Raw genomic sequence first — 18497 nt, forward strand, 5'->3', positions numbered from 1 at the left:
ATGGCGGGTGAGCGGCTGTCCGCCCGGCGGCTGAACCGGACCCTGCTCCTCCGCCAGCACCTGCTGACCCGGGCCGACCTGGACCCGCCGGCGCTCGCCCACCACCTGGTCGGGCTGCAGGCGCAGGAGCCGCTGTCGCCGTACCTCTCGCTCGCCGCGCGACTCGCCTCCTTCGATCCGTACGCGGTCAGCCAGGCCCTGTACGAGCGCCGCCTCGTCCGGATCCTGAGCCTGCGCGACACCGTCCACCTGCACCTGCCCGACGACGCGCTGACCATGCCGGTCTGGTGCGAGCCGGTGCGCCAGCGGGAGCGGCGGATGAGCCAGGCGATCGGCGAGGCCCGCGACATCGACCCGGAGGAGTTCCGGGCAGCGCTGGCCGACGTGCTGACCGGGCCCACGCCCGTACGCCGCCTCGGCGACGCCCTGGCCGAGCGCTTCCCCGGCCACCGGCCGAGCGCGCTCGGCCAGCTGGCGCGGGTGCTGGCGCCGTTGCTCCAGGCGCCGCCGCGCGGGGCCTGGAAGAGCTCGGGCGGCGTGGTCTACGAGTACGTCGACCGCTGGCTGGGCCGTCCGACGGCCGAGCCGCACGTGCCGGACCTGGTCCGCCGCTATCTCCGCGCCTTCGGGCCGGCGACCGCGGCCGACCTGACGGCCTGGTCGGGCGTGACCCGCCTCGCGCCGCTGGTCAGGCAGATCCCCGACCTCGTCGTACGCGAGGACGAGAGCGGGCGCACCCTCTACGACGTGCCCGACGCGCCGCTGGCCACCGGCGAGGAGCACGCCCCGGTGCGCCTCCTCGGGACCTACGACAACGTCTGGCTCTCCCACGCCGGCAAGGACCGCGTCACCACGCCGGAGGGACGCCGGGCCTGGATGGGTGCGGCCGGCGGCAGCGGCCACGTCCTTCTCGCCGACGGCCGTCTCGAGGGGATCTGGAAGGCGGTCGACGGCCGGGTCCGGATCGTGCGACTGCTGCGCGACCTCTCCCCCGCAGAGGAGGCGGAGCTCGCCGAGGAGACCGCGCGCGTGGAGCACCTGCTGAGTCTCTAGCCCCAGCGGTCGGTGCGGGAGAGGAGGGCGGCGACGGCGGCGAGGCCGGCGGTGGAGGTGCGGAGCACCTCGGCCCCGAGACGTACGGTGCGCGCGCCGGCCGCCTCGAACCCGGCGACCTCCTCGTCGGTGAGCCCGCCCTCCGGGCCGACCACGACCACGACCTCGCCCTCGGCGGGCAGGGAGGCCGAGGCGAGCGGGAGGGTGCCCTCCTCGTGGAGCACGACGGCGGAGGCCGCCGCGCGGACCAGCCCGGTCACCTCGGCCGTCGAGGCGAGCGGGTCGACGCCGGGGAACCACGACCGGCGGGCCTGCTTGGCGGCCTCGCGCGCGGTGGCGCGCCAGCGGGCGAGCGACTTCGCTGCCCGCTCGCCCTTCCACACCGCGACCGACCGTGCGGCGGCCCACGGCACGATCCGGGCGACGCCGATCTCGGTCAGGACCTCGACGGCGAGCTCGCCGCGGTCGCCCTTCGGGAGCGCCTGGACGACGGTGAACGCCGGCTGGGGATACGCCGAGGGGTGCGTCTCGAACACCGTCACGGTCATCAGCCGCTTGCCGGTCGAGGCGACCTCGCCGGTCGCCGACAGCCCTTCGCCGTCGGTCAGCACGACCTGCTCGCCGACCCGCAGCCGGCGTACGGCGACGGCGTGGTGGGCCTCGTCCCCCTCGACCGTCACGTCGTCACCCGCGACGACGCCCGCGAGCGAGGGGACGAGGTGGACCGGGAGCGACACGGCGTCCCGCTCAGTGCCCGTTGAAGGCGTCGCGCAGCCGCCCGAAGACGCCCTTCGGTGCGGCGCGGAGCTGGCCCTCCGGAGCCTCCTCGCCGCGCAGCTGCGCGAGTCTGCGGAGCAGGTCCTCCTGCTCCGGGTCCAGCTTCGAGGGCGTCTCGACGGCGATCGTGACGATGAGGTCGCCGCGTCCGCCGCGCAGGCCGGGCACCCCGCGCCCGCGCAGCACCTGCTCGGTGCCGGACTGCGTCCCGGGCCGGATCTCGAGGTCGAAGGTGGTCTCGAGGTCGGTCTTCGGCTCGCTGTCGCGGACCAGGTCCGCCTCGAGCGTCGGCAGCGTGAGGGTGGTCCCGAGCGCGGCGGCCGTCATCGGCACGGTGACCGTGCAGTGCAGGTCGTTGCCCTGCCGGCTGAAGGTCTCGTGCTTGGCGACGTGGATCTCGACGTACAGGTCGCCGGCGGGGCCGCCGCCCGGCCCGACCTCGCCCTGCTCGGCGAGCTGGACGCGGGTGCCGTTGTCGACCCCCGCGGGGATCTTGACCGTCAGCGTGCGGTGCGAGCGGACCCGGCCGTCGCCGCCGCAGTCGCGGCACGGGTCGGTGATGATCGTGCCGAACCCCCGGCAGGCCGCGCACGGCCGCAGGGTGCGGATCTCACCCAGGAACGAGCGCTGGACGTAGGCGACCTCCCCGGCGCCGTGGCACGTCTCGCACGGCACCGGGTGGCTGCCGGTCGCCGTCCCCTCTCCGTGGCACGTCTCGCAGAGGACCGCGGTGTCGACCTTGATCTCCCGGGTGACCCCGAAGGCCGCCTCGGCGAGGTCGACGTCGAGCCGGATGAGCGCGTCCTGGCCCCGGCGTACGCGCGGACGCGGGCCGCGACCGCTCGCGGCGCCCCCGGCCGCGCCGCCGAAGAAGGCGTCCATGATGTCGGTGAACGAGAAGCCGGCGCCCTGCGCCCCGAAGCCGCCCCCGAACGGGTCGCCGCCGCGGTCGTACGCCGCCCGCTTCTGCGGGTCGCTCAGGATCTCGTAGGCGTGCGAGATCTCCTTGAACCGCTCCTGCGACACCGGGTCCGGGTTGACGTCAGGGTGGTACTGGCGGGCCAGCTTGCGGTACGCCTTCTTGATCGCGGCGTCGTCGGCGTCGCGGTCGACACCGAGCAGCTCGTAGGGGTCCAACGTTTTCTCTTCCTGGGTCTCGTGGGGCCTGGCCGGGTCGCGGTCAGGCCTCGTCGAGGATCCGCGACAGGTAGCGCGCAACCGCGCGCACCGCCGCCATGGATCCGGGGTAGTCCATGCGGGTGGGGCCGACCACACCCAGTGTGGCAACCGCCTCGTCACCCGGGCCGTAGCCGGTCGCGACGACGCTCGTCGAGGAGAGCTCCTGGTAGGGGCCCTCCGCTCCGATCCGGACGGTCACCAGACCGCCCGCGGTCGCCTCGCCCATCAGCTTGAGCAGGACGACGTGCTCCTCGAGGGCCTCGAGGAGCGGGCGTACGGCGGTGTCGAAGCTGTCACCGAAGCGGGCGAGGTTGCTCGTGCCGCCGACCGCGACCCGCTCGTCCGAGCGGTGGTCGCTCATCGCCTCCACGAGCGCGTCGACGACCGCCGCTGTGACACCGCCGTCGGCGTGCTCGGCGGGCGCGGTGAACAGCTCCGCCACGCGGGCGAGCTCGTCCGCCGCCGTACTGATCTGCTGTCCGCCGGCGGCGCCGTTGATCCGGGAGCGGAGGTCGAAGAGCGCCTCATCGGTGATCGACTCCGGCAGCTCCACGACCCGCTGCTCCACGCGGCCGGTGCTGAGGATGAGGACCATCAGCAGCCGGGTCGGGGCGAGCGCGACGAGCTCGATGTGGCGGACGGTGGAGCGGCTCAGGGTGGGGTACTGCACCACGGCGACCTGGCGGGTCAGCTGCGACAGCAGCCGGGTGGAGCGGGTGACGACGTCGTCGAGGTCGACCGCACCGTCGAGGAAGCTCGCGATCGCCCGCTTCTCCGCCGCGCTCATGGGCTTGACCGTCGTGAGCCGGTCGACGAAGAGCCGGTAGCCCTTGTCGGTCGGCACCCGGCCCGCGCTGGTGTGGGGCTGAGTGATGTAGCCCTCGTCCTCCAGCGCGGCCATGTCGTTGCGGACCGTCGCCGGCGAGACCCCGAGGCCGTGCCGCTCGACGAGCGCCTTCGACCCGACCGGCTCCTCGGTGCGGACGTAGTCCTCGACGATCGCCCGGAGCACGGCGAGCCTGCGGTCGTTCTGCATCCGTCGCCTCACACTCCCGTCTGGCACTCATTCCTCGCGAGTGCCAATCCTACTCGCCCGGGCGAGCACCTGGTCGAGGCGACACCCGGGGCTCTTGTCAGGCCCGCCGATGGCGTTTAGGTTAGGCTCACCTAATCAACCGATGGAGGGGATCATGAGCCTGCAGGGCACGGAGACCGACCTGACCTCCCCCGCGACGCTCGCCCGCAGCATCCTGTCGTGTCCCGACGAGGTCGACCTCGTCGTCGAGGGCGTCGCCCACCCGCTGGCCGACGACGCCACGCTGCCGATGCAGGACCTCGCCGGCGTGCCGACCTTCGCCTGCCGCCCGGGGGGCGCGCTCTCGCGGGCCGGGTCGGAGGGGCTGCCGGTCGTGATCACCGTGAGCAGCGGCCTCGGTGCGCCGAGGTCCGCGCTGCGCGCGGCCAGCCTCGCCATCGCCGGACGCCTCCGCCTCCAGGGACGGGAGGCCTGCGAGTGCTGCGACGAGGTCCGCGACCGGCTGAGCGTCGACCTCGACCGGGTCGCCGTCGTCGGCGCCGACGGGCGGGTCGACGTACCCGTCGAGGAGTTCCTCGCGCCCGGCCTGCTGCTCAACCCGGGCTACCTCCAGCGCTCGCTCGACCACGCCAACGGCCACCACCAGGACGAGCTGCGCCTCGCGGTCGCGTCGCGGGTCGGCGTACGCCCCCGCTCGATCGTCGCCGTCCACCTCGCCGACCTGACGGCGCGCAGCGTCGAGGTCCGGTGGATCACCGCCGACGGCGGCAACCGCACCGTGCTCCGCTTCCCGGCGACCGCCACGACGCCGGAGCAGCTCGGCGAGCTGCTGCGCCGCGCGCTCCACCGCGACCTCTGCTGAGCCCAGCGTGTTGCCTGCGTGATCCGCGGGGCTGCTGGGAAGATCGCCGCCATGGCTGATCGATACGGGTCCGACGTCCTCGCCGGCGACTGGCGCAAGCCGAAGCGCGGCCGGGCGGTGGAGACGCCGGCGGAGTACGGCGCCGTGGTCGAGGAGGTCGAGACCGACTTCGTCGGCGAGATCGTCAAGGTCGACCGCGACCTCTACACCGTCACCCTCGAGGACCGGCGCAACAAGCGGCGTACGTTCCCGCTCGGGCCCGGCTTCCTCCTCGAGGGGAGGCCGGTCATCCTCACTCCCCCGGTCGTGAGGAAGGCGCCCGCAAAGCCCACGCGTACGGCGTCGGGGTCGATCGCGGTGGACGGCGCACCCGCCCGGGTGGCGCGGGCGTCGCGCATCTTCGTGGAGGGCCGCCACGACGCCGAGCTGGTCGAGAAGGTCTGGGGCGACGACCTGCGGATCGAGGGCGTGGTGGTCGAGTACCTCGGCGGCGTCGACGACCTCGCCGACCACCTGGTCGCCTTCAAGCCGGGCCCGGAGCGGAAGGTCGGCGTCCTCGTCGACCACCTCGTCAGGGGCTCCAAGGAGTCCCGGATCGCCGAGTCGATCCGTCGCTCGGCCGTCGGCCGGCACGTGCTCATCCTCGGCCACCCGTTCATCGACATCTGGCAGGCGGTCAGGCCGGAGCGGCTCGGCCTGCGCGAGTGGCCGACCATCCCGCGCAACGTGGAGTGGAAGAAGGGGGTCTGCCAGCACCTCGGCTGGCCCCACCGCGACCAGGCCGACATCGCCCGGGCGTGGAAGCACATCCTGTCGAAGGTGTCGTCCTACAACGACCTCGACCCCGCCCTGCTCGGCCGGGTCGAGGAGCTCATCGACTTCGTGACGGTCGACTGAGGACCCGGGAGCGATCAGTAGCCGCGGTCGTCCTCCGGCATGATGATCCAGAGCGCGATGTAGACGATGAACTGCGGCCCCGGCAGCAGGCAGGAGAGCGCGAAGATCAGCCGGACGACGTTGGGGTCGAGGCCGAAGCGGCGGCCGAGCCCGGCGCAGACGCCGGCGATCCAGCGGCCCTGGCGCGGGCGGGACAGCGTGGTGGTGGTCATGCTCCCACTCTGCCGCCTCACAGCCTCCCGCCCAATCGGGGTCGGCCCTGACTCTCCCCTGACGCCGGCCCCCGACTCAGGGCAGCAGGTCGCGCACGACGGCGTCGGCGAGGAGCCGGCCGCTGTCGGTGAGCGCCAGCCGGTCTCCTGCCGGCGTCACGAGGCCGCGGCGTACCTGCTCGGGCACGGCGGCCCGGCCGGCGTCGTCGAGGGCGTCGAGCGGAAGGCCGTCGGCCAGCCGCAGCTCGAGCAGGACCCGCTCGACGCGGCGGTCCTCCGCGGTGAGGACCTCGCGCGCGTGCGCGGGGCTGAGGCCGGCGTGGATCCGGTCGGCGTACGCCGCGGGGTGCTTGACGTTCCACCACCGCACGCCACCGACGTGGCTGTGGGCGCCGGGTCCGACGCCCCACCAGTCGCCTCCCCGCCAGTAGAGCAGGTTGTGGCGGCAGCGGTGGGCCTCGTCGGTCGCCCAGTTGGAGACCTCGTACCACTCCAGGCCGGCGTCGCGCAGGATCTCGTCGGCGGCGGAGTACTTGTCGGCCAGGTCGTCCTCGTCCGGCATCGGCAGCTCGCCGCGGCGGACCCGGCGGGCGAGGGCCGTGCCGTCCTCGACGATGAGGGAGTACGCCGAGAGGTGGTCGGGCGCGCAGGCCAGCGCGGCGTCGAGCGAGGTCCGCCAGTCCGCGAGCGTCTCGCCCGGGGTGCCGTAGATCAGGTCGAGGGAGACCTGCTCGAAGCCGGCGGCGCGCGCCCACTCGACGACCGCGGGGACCCGGTCGGGGTCGTGGGTGCGATCGAGGGTGGCGAGTACGGCGGGCACGGCCGACTGCATCCCGAAGGAGAGCCGGGTCAGCCCGCCGGCCCGGAGCTCGTCGAGGTCGCGCAGCGTGACGCTGTCGGGGTTGGCCTCGGTGGTGACCTCGGCGCCGGGCGTCAGACCGAACTCCGCCTCGATCGCCCCGACGACCGCTGTCAGGTCGGCGGGCGGCAGGAGCGTCGGCGTACCACCGCCGAAGAAGACCGTGTCGACACTCCGCTCGACGTCGCCGAGGACCTTGCGCGCGATCCGGACCTCCTCGATCGCCTGCTCGGCGTACGTCTGCCGGCTCACGCCGGGACCGAGCTCGGTCGCGGTGTAGGTGTTGAAGTCGCAGTAGCCGCAGCGGACCGTGCAGAACGGCACGTGGACGTAGAACCCGAAGCCCTTCTCACCGAAGCCGCTCAACGCCGGCTCCGGCAGCGCGCCGTCGGGCGGCGCGGGGTCACCGGGAGGGAGCGTCGAGGGCACGTCGCCAGTCTGACGCGAGCGCCGCCGGGCGCCAAAGTGTCACGGTGACAGGTCGGGCCGTCGGTGACAGGTCGGGCCCTCGCCCAGCTCCGCCCTGTCACCGACGCCGCAAACGGTCACCGTGACACTTTGGGCGAGCGGCGCCGGGCACGTCCGCGGGCTCAGCGGAAGTCGCGGGAGCGGTGCCGGACCTGGAGAGCGCGGGCGGCGTCGGGGTGGACCTCGTCGAGGGTGGCGAGCCGGTCGGCGACGAGGTTGGTGACGCCGTCGTTGCGCTCGAGGATGCCGCGAACGAGCATCGTCGAGGCCGACAGCGCCACCTTGCGATAGCGCTTCCAGACGCCCGCGGTACAGATGACGTTGACCATCCCGGTCTCGTCCTCGAGGTTGAGGAAGGTGGCGCCGCCGGCGGTGCCCGGGCGCTGGCGATGGGTGACGAGCCCGGCGACCGTGAGGCGGCGGCCCGCCTCGAGGTCGGGGAGCTCGCCGACGGCCGGGATGCCTGCGGCGGTGAGCGTGGCGCGGAGGTGGGAGAACGGGTGCTCCCCCGGCGTCACGCCGGTCGCCCACAGGTCGGCCAGCGTGGTCTCCACCGCGTCCATCTCCGGCAGCTCCGGCGCGGGACCGGCCGGACGCAGCCCCTCGAGCTGCTCGTCGGTCTCGGTCCAGCCCGCCAGCCAGAGCGCCTGGCGGCGGGTCTGGCCGAAGGCGTCGTCGAGTACGCCGGCCGTCGCGAGCGCCTCGAGCTGGCGCCGGTCGAGCCCGGCGCGACGGGAGAGGTCGAGCTGGTCGGCGTACGGGCGCTCCTCGCGTGCCGCCACGATCCGCTCGGCCACCTCCTTCCCGATGCCGCGGACCGAGTCGAGCCCGAGGCGTACGGCGAGGTGCGTGTCCCGGCGGTGCTCCGGCGTCGGGTCGGGGGTGCCGGGCACCCACGGGGTCGGCTCACCGTCGTGGAGGCACGCGTCCCTGCCGACTGTGGTGGTCTCGACACCGGCCACTTCGTGTCCTGGCTCGACCGACGATGCGGGCTCGAGCGACGATGCGGGCTCGAGGTCGGCGGTGGCGCCGGAGCGGAGCAGGTCGGGGCGGCGCACCTCGACCCCGTGGCGGATCGCGTCCTGGGTGAGCGACTGCGGCGAGTAGAACCCCATCGGCTGGGCGCGCAGCAGCCCGGCGAGGAAGGCGCCGGGATAGTGCAGCTTGAACCACGAGGAGGCGTAGACGAGCTTGGCGAAGGAGAGCGCGTGTGACTCGGCGAAGCCGAAGTTCGCGAAGGAGAGGATCTGGGTGTAGACCGCACGGGCGGTCTCCCCGACCAGCCCCTTCGTCTCCATCCCGCGGAAGAGCCGCTCCTTGAGCGACTCGATCCGCTCGATGCCGCGCTTGGACCCCATCGCCCGGCGCAGCAGGTCGGCCTCGTCGGCGGTGAAGTCGCCGAGGACCCGGCCCATCTCCATGAGCTGCTCCTGGAAGAGGGGTACGCCGCGGGTGCGCTCCAGCACCGGGATCAGCAGCGGGTGGGCGTAGGTGACCGGGTCGCGGCCGGTCGCCCGGCGTACGTAGGGGTGGACGGCGCCGCCCTGGATCGGGCCGGGCCGGATGAGCGCGATCTCGATGGCGAGGTCGTAGAAGCAGCGCGGCTGGAGACGCGGCAGGGTGCCGACCTGGGCGCGCGACTCGACCTGGAAGACACCGATCGAGTCGGCCCGGCAGAGCATGTCGTAGACCGCCGGCTCCTCCTTCGGGATGGTGGCCAGCTCCCACCGCTCGCCCAGCCGCTCACCGGTGATCCGCATCATGTGGTCGAGCGCCGCGAGCATCCCGAGCCCGAGCAGGTCGAACTTCACCAGCCCCATGAACTCGCAGCCGTCCTTGTCCCATTGCAGGACGGTCCGCCGGTCCATCCGGGCGCGCTCGATGGGGCAGACCTCGCCGATCGGCTCCTCGGTCAGGATCATCCCGCCGGAGTGGATGCCGAGGTGGCGCGGCGCCCCGTGGAGCTGCCGGGCCAGCTCGAGCACCGGCTCGGGCACGCCGGAGTCGTCCGGCGCCTCGACCTCGGAGTAGCTCTGGATCTGCTTCGACCAGGCGTCCTGCTGCCCGGGCGAGTGGCCGAGCGCCTTGGCAGCGTCGCGGACCGCCATCTTCGGGCGGTAGCCGACGATGTTGGCGACCTGGGCGGCGTTGCGGCGGCCGTAGGTGTCGTAGACCCACTGGATCACCTCCTCACGCCGGTCGGAGTCGAAGTCCACGTCGATGTCGGGCTCCTCCTCGCGGTGCTCGGAGATGAACCGCTCGAACGGCAGGTTGTAGAAGACCGGGTCGATCGCGGTGATCCCGAGCGCGTAGCAGACCGCACTCGCCGCCGCGCTCCCCCGGCCCTGGCAGAGGATCTGCTGCGACCGGGCGAACGCGACGATGTCGTGGACGATCACGAAGTAGCCCGGGAAGTCCTTGCGGATGATGACGTCGAGCTCGTGCTCCACCCGCGTGCGGGCGCGGGCGACGTGGTCGGGGTCGTGGGCGTACGCCGCGGCGTACCTCTCCGTGAAGCCCTCCTCGACCAGCGTGCGGAGCCAGGTGGCGGCGGTGTGGCCGTCGGGGATGCCCCGCTTGGGCAGGTGCGGCCGCGCCTTCTGCAGGTCGAACGCGCACTCCTCTGCCAGCTCGACGCTGCGCGCCACGGCGCCGGGGTAGCGGGCGAAGAGCCGGGCCATCTCCTCACCGGAGCGGAGGTGGGCAGCCGGGGCGGCGGGCAGCCAGCCGGCGATCTCGGGGAGCGAGCGTCGGGCGCGGACCGCCGCCATCGCGTCGGCGACCCAGTGGCGGTCGGGGCCGGCGTAGTGGACGTTGCCGGTGGCGACCGTCGGGAGGCGCCGCTCGGCAGCGAGGGCGGCCAGGATGTCGTTGTCGCGGCTGTCGGTCGGGTGCCCGCGGTCGGTGAGCTCGACGGCGACGCTCTCCGCGCCGAACCTGTCGGTGAGGTCGCCGAGGGCCTCCGCGGCCGCACGAGCACCACCGCTCGCGAGGGCCTGGCGGACGTGGCCCTTGCGGCACCCGGTGAGGACCAGCCAGCTCCCGGCCGCACACTCGGCCAGCTCGTCGAGGTCGTAGACCGGCCGGCCCTTCTCGTCGCCGCGCAGCTGGGCATCCGTGATCGCCGCGGCGAGGCTGCGGTAGCCCTCCACCCCGCGCGCCAGCACGAGCAGGTGGGAGCCCTCCGGGTCGGCCACGCCGTTCTGCGGCGCGGTCAGCCCGAGCGACAGCTCGGCGCCGTACACCGTCCGCAGCCGGGCTTCGTCGGTGGTGGAGCCCGTCGAGACCAGCTGCGCCGCCTCGGCGAACAGCGGCGCGCCGTAGAACCCGTCGTGGTCGGTGAGGGCGAGCCCGTGGAGCCCGAGCCGGACCGCCTCCTCGACCAGCGCCGTGGGACTGCTCGCGCCGTCGAGGAAGGAGAAGTCGGAGTGGCAGTGGAGCTCGGCGTACGGCACCACCAGGCCCTCCGGGCGCTCGACCACGGTCGGGCGCTGCCGTTTCTTGCGCGAGATCGGGGCGTCGCCGTGCGGGTCCTCCGGCGGACGGCCGGACAGCCGCCGCTCCAGCTCCTTCCACGGGAGGTCGGGGTTGCTCCAGCCCATCAGCCTGCCCCGTCCAGCGGTGCGTGGACAACCGTCTGACGTCTGAGATCGGTTGCTGAGCCACCGCTGTCGATGGCCGCCACCAGCAAGCGGTGACCTGGCAACCATCCGCTGCCCCGACTCGGTTGCTGAGGCACCGCTACACACAGCCGCTGCCTGCCAGCGGTGATCCAGCAACCGACCGTCGCCACGAACCGGTTGCCCATCCACCGCCGCGGGGTCATGCGCTCAGTCATAGGCGGCCTCCGTGATCCAGTGGTCGCTGTCGTAGGTCACCAGCCAGGCCCGCCCGTCGACCCCGACGAGCTGGAACCTCGCGACCCGCCGTCCCCCGCCGGGCTCCCACCACAGCTCGGTGACCGGCCACGGCCCGGCCCAGGCGGCGACCGGCTGCCACCCCTCGCGCTCGCCGGGGCGGAACCTGGCGGGTTCGCCGCTGACGCCGCCGCGAGGGAGTACGACGACCGGGCGGCCGCCCCCGTCGAGGACCGCCGCCGGCCAGGGGTCGCCGAACACCCGGGCAGGCGCGGGCGGCGGGATGCTGCCCGGCCACGGCAGCGTCCGGTCGCGCAGGCCGGTCGGACGGTCGCCCCACGGGACGTAGGCCTGCCGGTCGCCCGGCGAGCGGCCGCCCTGGAGGACGGGGGCGACGACCGCCTCGTGGCCGAGCATCCCCTGCACCCGGGCGATGCCGCGCTCGACCCGGGCGTCGGTGCCGCCCCACAGCCCGTCGGCGTGGACCGACTCGGGGACGACGACCTCGGGCACGAACCGCACCCGCGTGACCGCCGAGCGGATGTCGCCGGCTCGCAGCGTCCCGACCAGCTGCCAGTGGAGACGGTCGATCAGGTCGACCGCGCCGAACCAGCGCGGGTGGAGCCACCGCCGGACCGACGCCGGGCCGTCGCCCGCCTCCTGCGCCGCTCGCTCCGTCTCCACCTCGATCCGCACCTCGGTGCAGACCAGCTGCCGCTCGCCGAGCCCGGCGACGAACCGCTCGGCGGTCTGCTTCGCGCTGAAGCAGACCGTCTCCGCCGAGGACAGCGGCGGCTCGAAGTCGACCGCGCAGTCCAGCTCCGGCGGCGGGGTCCGGCCGGCGACCGGTCTCGCGCCGCCGCCGTGGATCACTGTCCTCACCCAGTCGGCCTGGGCGCCGAACCTGGCGCGTACATCGGCGCCGGGCAGGTCGGCGAGGTCGCCGAGCGTCGGCAGCCCGAGGCGCTGCAGGAGCGAGACGGCGTCGGGGTCCTCGAGCACGCTCACCGGCAGCGTCCGCAGGAAGGCCGCCGACCCGCCGGCCGCGACGGCGTACGTCTCCTGGAGGGCGGCGCACCGTGCCGCCTGCTCGGCGGTGAACAGCTCGTCGGCGATGCCGACGCGGACATCCCAGACGCCCAACGAGACGACGCACTCGGCGATCGCGGCACCCGCCTCGTCCTCGCCGCCGTAGTAGTGCCCGGGCGAGCGCAGGGCCACCAGCCCCGGGCGCAGCGGCATCACCCCGGGGCGCAGCCGCTCCAGCGCGGTGAGCACCTCCTCGAAGGCGCGGTGGTCACGGGCCTCGTCGGCGGCGAGCACGAGCAGCTCCGGGCAGCGTGACTGGGCGTCGCGGCGGCGCATCCCACGGCGTACGCCGAACTCCCGCGCGGACGCGTTGCACGCCTGCACCAGGTTGGCGTGGAAGACCGCCGCGGGCAGGTGGCGCGGCAGGCCGGCCTCGGCCAGCGCCGCAGCGACCGGCCAGTCGGCGCACCAGACGACGAGGGTCCTGGTCATCCCGCCTCCCGTGCCTCCCCGAAGGGCACCTCGTCGGCGAGCTCGGGGACCGCGGCGTACGCGCGCCGGGCCGGGCGGACCTCACCGTCGTCGGCGGGGAACCACACCGAGGTACGCCGGGCGGGGGCAGCCCCTCGGCGGACCTCCACCTCCAGCCGCCGTGAGCGCAGATGCCCCTCGCCCCGGCCGGCCCCCGACCACTGCGGCCCGGCGGTGGAGAGGCGCACCTCGGCACGCGGCCACTCGGCGCCGCGGTCGCAGAGCGCGACCAGGGCGGCGCCGCGGGTGCGGAGCCGCGCGGCGAGCTTGTCGGCGACCGAGGCGGGCACCCGCGCCGGCGGGCGTACGGCGACCAGCGTGGTGACGTCGATCAGCGCGGCCGTCGCCTCGAGCCAGGACTCCCTCGGCTCGGGGACGAGGATGGTGCGGTCGAGGTTGATCCCCAGCTCGGCGGCCGCCTCCGCGCCGAAGTCGTCGGCACCGACTACCGCGCACCACTCCCCTGCGCGCGAGGGGCCGGCCAAAAGCGCCATCGCGAGGGCCATGCCGTCGACCGAGTAGGCGCCGCCGGCGCGCAGCTGCACCAGCCCGGAGAGCACCGGATGGGTCTCGATCTCACGGCCGGTGAGCGACCTCTCGAGGCGCTGCAGGCGCGCGCGGAGCTGCTCGATCTCCCCCGTCCGCGAAGCCGTGCGGGAGGCCGATCGCGATGCCGTACGTGCCGCTCTTGCTGCCACACCTCAGCATCGAACATTTGTTCGATGCAGTCAACCGGAACGGCTCAGCGCAGGGCGTGGGTGAGGTAGCCGAGGCGGTCGTGCTCCGAGGTGGGATGCGCGGTGAGGGTGACGTCCTGGCCGACCAGCAGCTTCCAGTACGTCGGACCGGCGACGACGAGCAGCTCGGTGGGTCTCCCCGGCTCGTCGGCCAGCGGCGCCTCGATCAGCTCAGGGTCGCCGAACGCGCGCATCGCGGCAGCGACCGGGGTGTCGGCGGCCAGCGCCTCCCGGGCCGCCGCGAGGACGTCGGCCGTGGCGTCGGTGACGGCGACCGCCCGCAGCGACTGGATCCGCGGCTCGGCCTCCGGGCTGAGCAGCAGGTCGACGTCGTACCTCCCCCGCTCGGCGGGTACGACGGCGAAGGCGTGGCCCATGGTGCGCGACCAGTAGCCGTACGGCGCACCGCCGAGCGGCAGCCCGACCCGGTCGCGGGCAGCGCCGAGCTGGGTCCGGCGCTCGTCGTCGGGGACGTCGAGCTCGACGTTGTCGGCGAAGAGACGGGGGTCGGCGAACGACTCGCCGCCCTCGGGGTCGAAGGCCCGCAGCCGCTCGATCGCGGCGGCGAGCGCGGCGTCGACGCGCGGCCGGAGCCCGCGCACGACCGTCGACCAGCGGGTCGGGCCGCCGGCATCGAGCTCGGCCCGCGCCAGCAGCCGGGTGGCGGTCATCGCCTGGTCGTAGGCGCCGGCGTACGTCGCGTTGGAGAGCGTCACCACCCCGACGCCGGTGTCGGGGTGCCAGACCATCCGCGACCCGTAGCCCGGGTAGCCGCCGCTGTGGTGCACGATCTGGCCGAGCCGGGCGTCGTGGTCGACCATCAGCCCGAAGCCGTAGCCGGCCGCGACCGCCCCGACCCCCGGCTCCGGACCGTCGACCGAGAGCGTGCCGGTGACCGCCTCGATCCGCTGGAGCTGCTGCAGCTCCCGCCGGGACGCCTTCGAGAGCGGGTGGGCGTCGGCCTTCGCGTCGAAGGCGGAGGTGAAGCCGCCGACCCAGGTCGCGAGGTCGCGCAGCGTGCTGTGCAGCCCGCCCATCGCCGAGAACGCCCCCGGCGGCGTCGGCGGCAGCTCCACCCACGCGCCGCCGCGCCTCACGTGACCGGGCACCAGCGCGGGTCCCACCGTGGCGACGTCGTACGCCGTCGCGGTCATCCCGAGCGGGCCGAGCAGCTCGGCCTCGACGAACGCGCGCTCGGCACCTTCTGGTGCGTCGGCGCCGGTCACGTTGGCGACGACGCGGCCGAGGAGGGCGTAGCCGACGTTGGAGTACTCGAAGAAGGTCCCGGGCTCCCGGCCCACCGCGAAGCCGCCGTCGAGGAACGTGCCGAACGCGTCGTACGACAGCGACTCCTGCCGGTCGCCCCACGGGTTGTCGCTGGGCAGCCCGCCGGCCATGGTGAGGAGCAGACGGAGGGTGACGGCCGGGCTGTCGGGCGAGTACGGCGGCTGGTCGACCAGCTCGGGGAGGTACTGCGCCACCGCCTCGTCGAGGTCGACCAGCCCGCGGTCGCGCAGCAGCAGGATCGCGCTGGCGATGAACGACTTCGACATCGACGCGATCCGGAAGACGCTGTCCGCGTCCGGCCGCCGCTCGGGGTCGAGGCGGGTCGTGCCGAACGCGCCCTCGTGGACGATCTCGCCGTGGCGTACGACGGCGTACGCCAGCGCCGGCGTGAGCCCCTCCTCGAAGCGCTTCGCGAACAGCTCGTCGACGGCGGAGAGGTCGGTGCTCATGCCGCCGCCTCCGTGGAAGGGCAGAAAGAATACGGACGCGGCGGCCTGACAGATCCGATGGTCGCTCGCTGGCGCTCGCTCATGCAGGGGCTCCTTCGGCGGCGGGCTCGACAGGCTCGGTGGGGGCGCGCTCGAGCCGACGGACGGCCGGCACGGCGAGCGCGGCGAGTACGACGATCCCATAGACGACCGCGGAGGTGACGAAGACGTCCTCGGCTCCGAACCACTCGCCGAGCGAACCGTAGATCAGCTGGCCGACCGGCATCGCCACGAACGACCCGAGCATGTCGTAGGAGTAGGCGCGGGAGAGCATCTCGCCGGGGACGTTCTCCATCATCACCAGGCTCCAGGCGAGGCTGAACACCTCGATGCCCATCCCCGCGACCGCCATGGCCACCACCAGCGGGACCGTGTGCATCGAGAGCCCGAGCACGAGCAACGGCGCCACGACGCCGAGCATGCCGAGCATCCCCGCGCGCAGTGGGCGCCGGTAGGTCGCCCTGAGCAGCACGACGGTCATCAGGAGCATCCCGACCGCCTCGGCGGACTCCGCGAAGCCCCAGGCGCGGACGCCGATCGTGCCCTTGGCGTACGCCGGCGCGAGCGTCTGCAGCGCACCGGTCTGCATCGCGTTGAGCAGTCCGAAGGCGGCGACGACCACCCACAGCCAGGTGGTGCCGCGGAAGTAGCTCCAGCCCTCGCGCAGCTCGGTGAGCATCGACGTGGCCGGACCGTTCTTGGCGGGCATCGGAGGGATCCGCACCTTGACGAGCATGAGTGCCGCCACGGCCCAGGTGGCCGCGTCGATCGCCAGCCCCCAGCCGGGACCCACGGCGACGACGAGGACCGCCGCGATCGACGGCCCGAGGACGGTCAGCGCGCCGCGGCTCATCGAGAGCAGCACGTTGGCCGGCTGCAGGTCCTTGCGGTCGACCAGCTGCGGCACGATCCCCTGCATCGCCGGCATGCTCGCGGCCGAGGTGGTGCCGTTGACGGCGACTAGCGCGATCAGCATCCAGATCTCGGCGCCGCCGCTGATGACGAGGTACGCCGCCAGGCCCTGGGTGGCGGCGCTGGTCAGGTTGGAGACCTGCAGCACCAGCGTCCGGTCGAACCGGTCCGCGACGACCCCGCCCAGGAGCAGGAACAGCACCATCGGGATCGTCCTGGCCGCGAGCACCTGGCCGAGGGCCCCGGCCGAGTCGTGCACCGCCAGCACGGCGAACGCCAGCGACAGGTTGGCCATCGCACTGCCGGTCAGGTTGACGAACCGGGACAGGAAGAACCAGCGGAAGTTGGGCGCCCGCAGGACGCCGAGGCTGTCCTTGACGTTCACTGCCGCTCCTCCTCGTCGGCCATCACGAACGCGAAGGCGGTCAGGTTGACGTGCACCGTCCCCGGGGAGCGGGGAGCCTGCGCGCGGCCGTGGAGCAGGTGGCTGGCCTCGGTGATCCGTTCGCGCACCTCGTCCCACACCTCCGGGGTCACCCACAGCTCCGCGTCGGTGGCGACCTCCTTGCCGTGGACCGACCGCGCGTAGCGGCGGACCAGCTCGTCGACCGACGCGCGGACGTAGGCCTGCCGCTCCTCCGCGACCGCCTCGGGGTCGGAGGGCTCCGGCGCCGACCAGCCGGCCGCCTCCTCCCAGGGGTGCCGGTAGCGCTTCACCGTCCCGCCCCTGACCTTCTCCTCCCCCGCGATCACGATGAGCCCCGCCTTCTCGAGGACCCGGAGGTGGTACGACGCGTTGGCGTGCGTCAGGTCGAGCTCCCGCGCCACGTCGGTCGCGGAGAGGTCGGCGCCGGTGAGCAGCGAGAGGATGCGGAGGCGCACCGGATGGCCGCCGGCCCGCATCCGGGCGAGGCGTTCGTCCACGACAACCCCCAAAGATGTGTTTGGGAGTCAGTGTGCGCCTGAGCGCCAGAAACTGTCAAACAGTCGTTGGAGGGTCAGCCCACGCTGGCGGCGTACTCCTCCACGACGGCGCGCGGCTTGTCCCCCAGCCCGTCGATCCCGACGAGCAGCGGACGCAGCGAGTGGTCGGTGTTGAGAGCCTTGAAGAGCGTCGAGACGGTGATGCCGTGACCCGGCCTGTGCACGACCTGGATCTCGTCGCCCGCCTCGAGCGTGCCCTCCTCGAGGACGCGGAGGTACGGCCCGGGCCGGGCCTCGAGGGCGAAGCGCTTCACCCAGTGCGCGTTGTCGTAGCCGGAGACGCCCATCCAGTTCTTGAAGTCGTTGCACGGGGTGCGCACCGAGCAGACCTGCAGCAGCACGCTTCCGATCCGCCACTGCTCCCCCACCTCGGCCTCGTTCACGTCGATCCCCTCTGTCGTGAGGTTCTCGCCGAACTGGCCGTCCCGCAGGAGCCTGCCGAGCCGCTGGCCCCAGACGTCGAGGTCCTCCCGGGCGAAGGCGTAGACCGCCTGCTCGAGCCCGCCGTGGCGCTGGGTGTCGGTCACCGTGTCGCCCGTGATGCCGAGGGCCACGACCGTCACGGGTCCGTCCACCGGTCGCTTGTCGATGGAGGTCGCCCCGAGGGCCGCCCACTCGACGGTCTTCGAGGTGCCGGCGTTGACGGAGAGGATGCGCGCCATGCGCCGCATTCTCGCGTACGCCGGCCGTGCTCGACGACAGGGTTCGGCCCCCGCGCGGCGCCGGCCGCGCGGGAGCGTTGGATCAGCCGGAGGGGGCTACGGCGCGATCGGGCGGGGCGAGCTCTCCCCGGCGACGCGGTTCTCCGCATCGACCATCCAGGCGAGCTGCTCGAGCCGCTCGAGGATGGTGTGGATGAGGTCGGCGGTGGTCGGGTCCTCCTCGTCGACCTCGTCGTGGATGTCGCGGCCGGTCTTGGCGACGGCGTACAGCGCCGCGGTGACGAGGTCCACGGTGGTCTCGGTGTCGACCTCCGTGCCGGGGAACGGCGGCAGCGACGTCTGCTGCGCGACCGTGGCGGAGCGCCCGTCCGGGGTGATGTAGAGCGCCCGCATGCGCTCGGCCACGTCGTCGGTGAAGCCGCGGGCAGCCTCGACGACCTCGTCGAGCTGCAGGTGGAGGTCGCGGAAGTTCTTGCCGACGACGTTCCAGTGGGCCTGCTTGCCCTGCAGGGAGAGCTCGATCAGGTCGACGAGCAGCCGCTGCAGGTCGCCGGCCATCTTCTCGGAGGCCTGGAACGCGGGGTGCGCGGTGTGGGTGGTCTGCGGGTGGTGGGTCTGGGTCACGTCGTACTCCTCTCGTCGTGCCCTTCCGGTAGCCGTCGCGGCG

16 protein-coding genes are annotated in these 18497 nt (G+C 73.6%); 3 read left to right on the plus strand and 13 right to left on the minus strand.

From position 1 onward, the window contains the following. A complete protein-coding gene (locus ABLE53_RS22270; RefSeq protein ID WP_348861352.1) occupies positions 1-1053 on the plus strand; it encodes a winged helix DNA-binding domain-containing protein in 1053 nt (350 codons plus the stop codon). On the opposite strand, the gene ABLE53_RS22275 is transcribed toward ABLE53_RS22270, so the two are convergent. The 3 genes from ABLE53_RS22275 to hrcA are packed head-to-tail and all read right to left on the minus strand — an operon-like array spanning position 1050 to position 4045. Then, positions 1050-1790 (minus strand): 16S rRNA (uracil(1498)-N(3))-methyltransferase, encoded by a 741-nt coding sequence (locus tag ABLE53_RS22275; protein WP_348861353.1) that lies wholly within the window; start codon positions 1788-1790, stop codon positions 1050-1052. The two genes, ABLE53_RS22270 and ABLE53_RS22275, sit on opposite strands and share 4 nt — an antisense overlap. A 10-nt stretch (positions 1791-1800) precedes the next feature. Continuing rightward, the gene (dnaJ, locus tag ABLE53_RS22280; RefSeq protein ID WP_348861354.1) at positions 1801-2967 is read right to left on the minus strand and encodes a molecular chaperone DnaJ; all 1167 of its coding nucleotides are present in this window, start codon (positions 2965-2967) and stop codon (positions 1801-1803) included. Positions 2968-3010: 43 nt separating this feature from the next. Beyond that, complete coding sequence (gene hrcA / locus ABLE53_RS22285) at positions 3011-4045, minus strand: heat-inducible transcriptional repressor HrcA (RefSeq protein WP_348861355.1); 1035 nt, start codon at positions 4043-4045, stop codon at positions 3011-3013. 154 nt (positions 4046-4199) lie between these two features. Between hrcA and ABLE53_RS22290 the strand changes: the two genes are divergently transcribed. Together ABLE53_RS22290 and ABLE53_RS22295 are read left to right on the plus strand one after the other, a co-directional pair. Beyond that, entirely contained in the window at positions 4200-4907 is a 708-nt protein-coding gene (locus tag ABLE53_RS22290; protein ID WP_348861356.1) for a hypothetical protein, read from the plus strand. Between the two features lie 51 nt (positions 4908-4958). Beyond that, entirely contained in the window at positions 4959-5804 is an 846-nt protein-coding gene (locus ABLE53_RS22295) for a DUF3097 domain-containing protein (RefSeq protein ID WP_348861357.1), read from the plus strand. Positions 5805-5818: 14 nt separating this feature from the next. Here ABLE53_RS22295 and ABLE53_RS22300 read toward each other — a convergent pair whose 3' ends face one another. From ABLE53_RS22300 to ABLE53_RS22345, 10 genes are all read right to left on the minus strand, one after another. After that, a complete protein-coding gene (locus ABLE53_RS22300; RefSeq protein WP_348861358.1) occupies positions 5819-6016 on the minus strand; it encodes a PspC domain-containing protein in 198 nt (65 codons plus the stop codon). 76 nt (positions 6017-6092) lie between these two features. Continuing rightward, positions 6093-7304: a radical SAM family heme chaperone HemW gene (hemW, locus tag ABLE53_RS22305; protein ID WP_348861359.1), complete on the minus strand. Its 1212-nt coding sequence runs from the start codon at positions 7302-7304 to the stop codon at positions 6093-6095. Positions 7305-7465: 161 nt separating this feature from the next. After that, entirely contained in the window at positions 7466-10945 is a 3480-nt protein-coding gene (locus tag ABLE53_RS22310; RefSeq protein WP_348861360.1) for an error-prone DNA polymerase, read from the minus strand. 228 nt (positions 10946-11173) lie between these two features. Beyond that, on the minus strand, positions 11174-12721 hold the full coding sequence (locus tag ABLE53_RS22315; protein ID WP_348861361.1) for a DNA polymerase Y family protein: 1548 nt from the start codon (positions 12719-12721) through the stop codon (positions 11174-11176). Further along, on the minus strand, positions 12718-13458 hold the full coding sequence (locus tag ABLE53_RS22320) for a hypothetical protein (RefSeq protein ID WP_348861362.1): 741 nt from the start codon (positions 13456-13458) through the stop codon (positions 12718-12720). The genes ABLE53_RS22315 and ABLE53_RS22320 overlap by 4 nt, the downstream gene beginning before the upstream one ends. Positions 13459-13502: 44 nt before the next feature. After that, positions 13503-15233 (minus strand): serine hydrolase domain-containing protein, encoded by a 1731-nt coding sequence (locus tag ABLE53_RS22325; RefSeq protein WP_348861363.1) that lies wholly within the window; start codon positions 15231-15233, stop codon positions 13503-13505. 79 nt (positions 15234-15312) lie between these two features. Further along, positions 15313-16569 carry an MFS transporter gene (locus ABLE53_RS22330; protein ID WP_348861364.1) on the minus strand — a complete coding sequence of 419 codons (1257 nt, stop codon included), beginning with the start codon at positions 16567-16569 and terminating at the stop codon, positions 15313-15315. Beyond that, positions 16566-17108 carry an ArsR/SmtB family transcription factor gene (locus tag ABLE53_RS22335; protein WP_348861365.1) on the minus strand — a complete coding sequence of 181 codons (543 nt, stop codon included), beginning with the start codon at positions 17106-17108 and terminating at the stop codon, positions 16566-16568. The genes ABLE53_RS22330 and ABLE53_RS22335 overlap by 4 nt, the downstream gene beginning before the upstream one ends. Before the next feature lie 74 nt (positions 17109-17182). Beyond that, the gene (locus ABLE53_RS22340; protein ID WP_348861366.1) at positions 17183-17830 is read right to left on the minus strand and encodes an MOSC domain-containing protein; all 648 of its coding nucleotides are present in this window, start codon (positions 17828-17830) and stop codon (positions 17183-17185) included. A 96-nt stretch (positions 17831-17926) separates the two neighbouring features. Beyond that, positions 17927-18388 carry a Dps family protein gene (locus tag ABLE53_RS22345; protein WP_425474909.1) on the minus strand — a complete coding sequence of 154 codons (462 nt, stop codon included), beginning with the start codon at positions 18386-18388 and terminating at the stop codon, positions 17927-17929. Positions 18389-18497 lie beyond the last annotated feature (109 nt).

This window comes from Nocardioides asiaticus (genome assembly GCF_040049175.1).
Taxonomy (GTDB): Bacteria; Actinomycetota; Actinomycetes; order Propionibacteriales; family Nocardioidaceae; genus Nocardioides; species Nocardioides cheoyonin.

Excerpts from the sequence above, each read along its gene's own strand:
- ABLE53_RS22300 (WP_348861358.1), bottom strand. The coding sequence starts at position 6,016 with ATGACCACCACCACGCTGTCCCGCCCGCGCCAGGGCCGCTGGATCGCC.
- ABLE53_RS22315 (WP_348861361.1), bottom strand. The coding sequence starts at position 12,721 with ATGACCAGGACCCTCGTCGTCTGGTGCGCCGACTGGCCGGTCGCTGCG.
- ABLE53_RS22340 (WP_348861366.1), bottom strand. The coding sequence starts at position 17,830 with ATGGCGCGCATCCTCTCCGTCAACGCCGGCACCTCGAAGACCGTCGAG.
- ABLE53_RS22310 (WP_348861360.1), bottom strand. The coding sequence starts at position 10,945 with ATGGGCTGGAGCAACCCCGACCTCCCGTGGAAGGAGCTGGAGCGGCGG.
- ABLE53_RS22290 (WP_348861356.1), top strand. The coding sequence starts at position 4,200 with ATGAGCCTGCAGGGCACGGAGACCGACCTGACCTCCCCCGCGACGCTC.
- ABLE53_RS22295 (WP_348861357.1), top strand. The coding sequence starts at position 4,959 with ATGGCTGATCGATACGGGTCCGACGTCCTCGCCGGCGACTGGCGCAAG.
- hrcA (WP_348861355.1), bottom strand. The coding sequence starts at position 4,045 with ATGCAGAACGACCGCAGGCTCGCCGTGCTCCGGGCGATCGTCGAGGAC.
- ABLE53_RS22345 (WP_425474909.1), bottom strand. The coding sequence starts at position 18,388 with ATGGCCGGCGACCTGCAGCGGCTGCTCGTCGACCTGATCGAGCTCTCC.
- ABLE53_RS22270 (WP_348861352.1), top strand. The coding sequence starts at position 1 with ATGGCGGGTGAGCGGCTGTCCGCCCGGCGGCTGAACCGGACCCTGCTC.
- ABLE53_RS22325 (WP_348861363.1), bottom strand. The coding sequence starts at position 15,233 with ATGAGCACCGACCTCTCCGCCGTCGACGAGCTGTTCGCGAAGCGCTTC.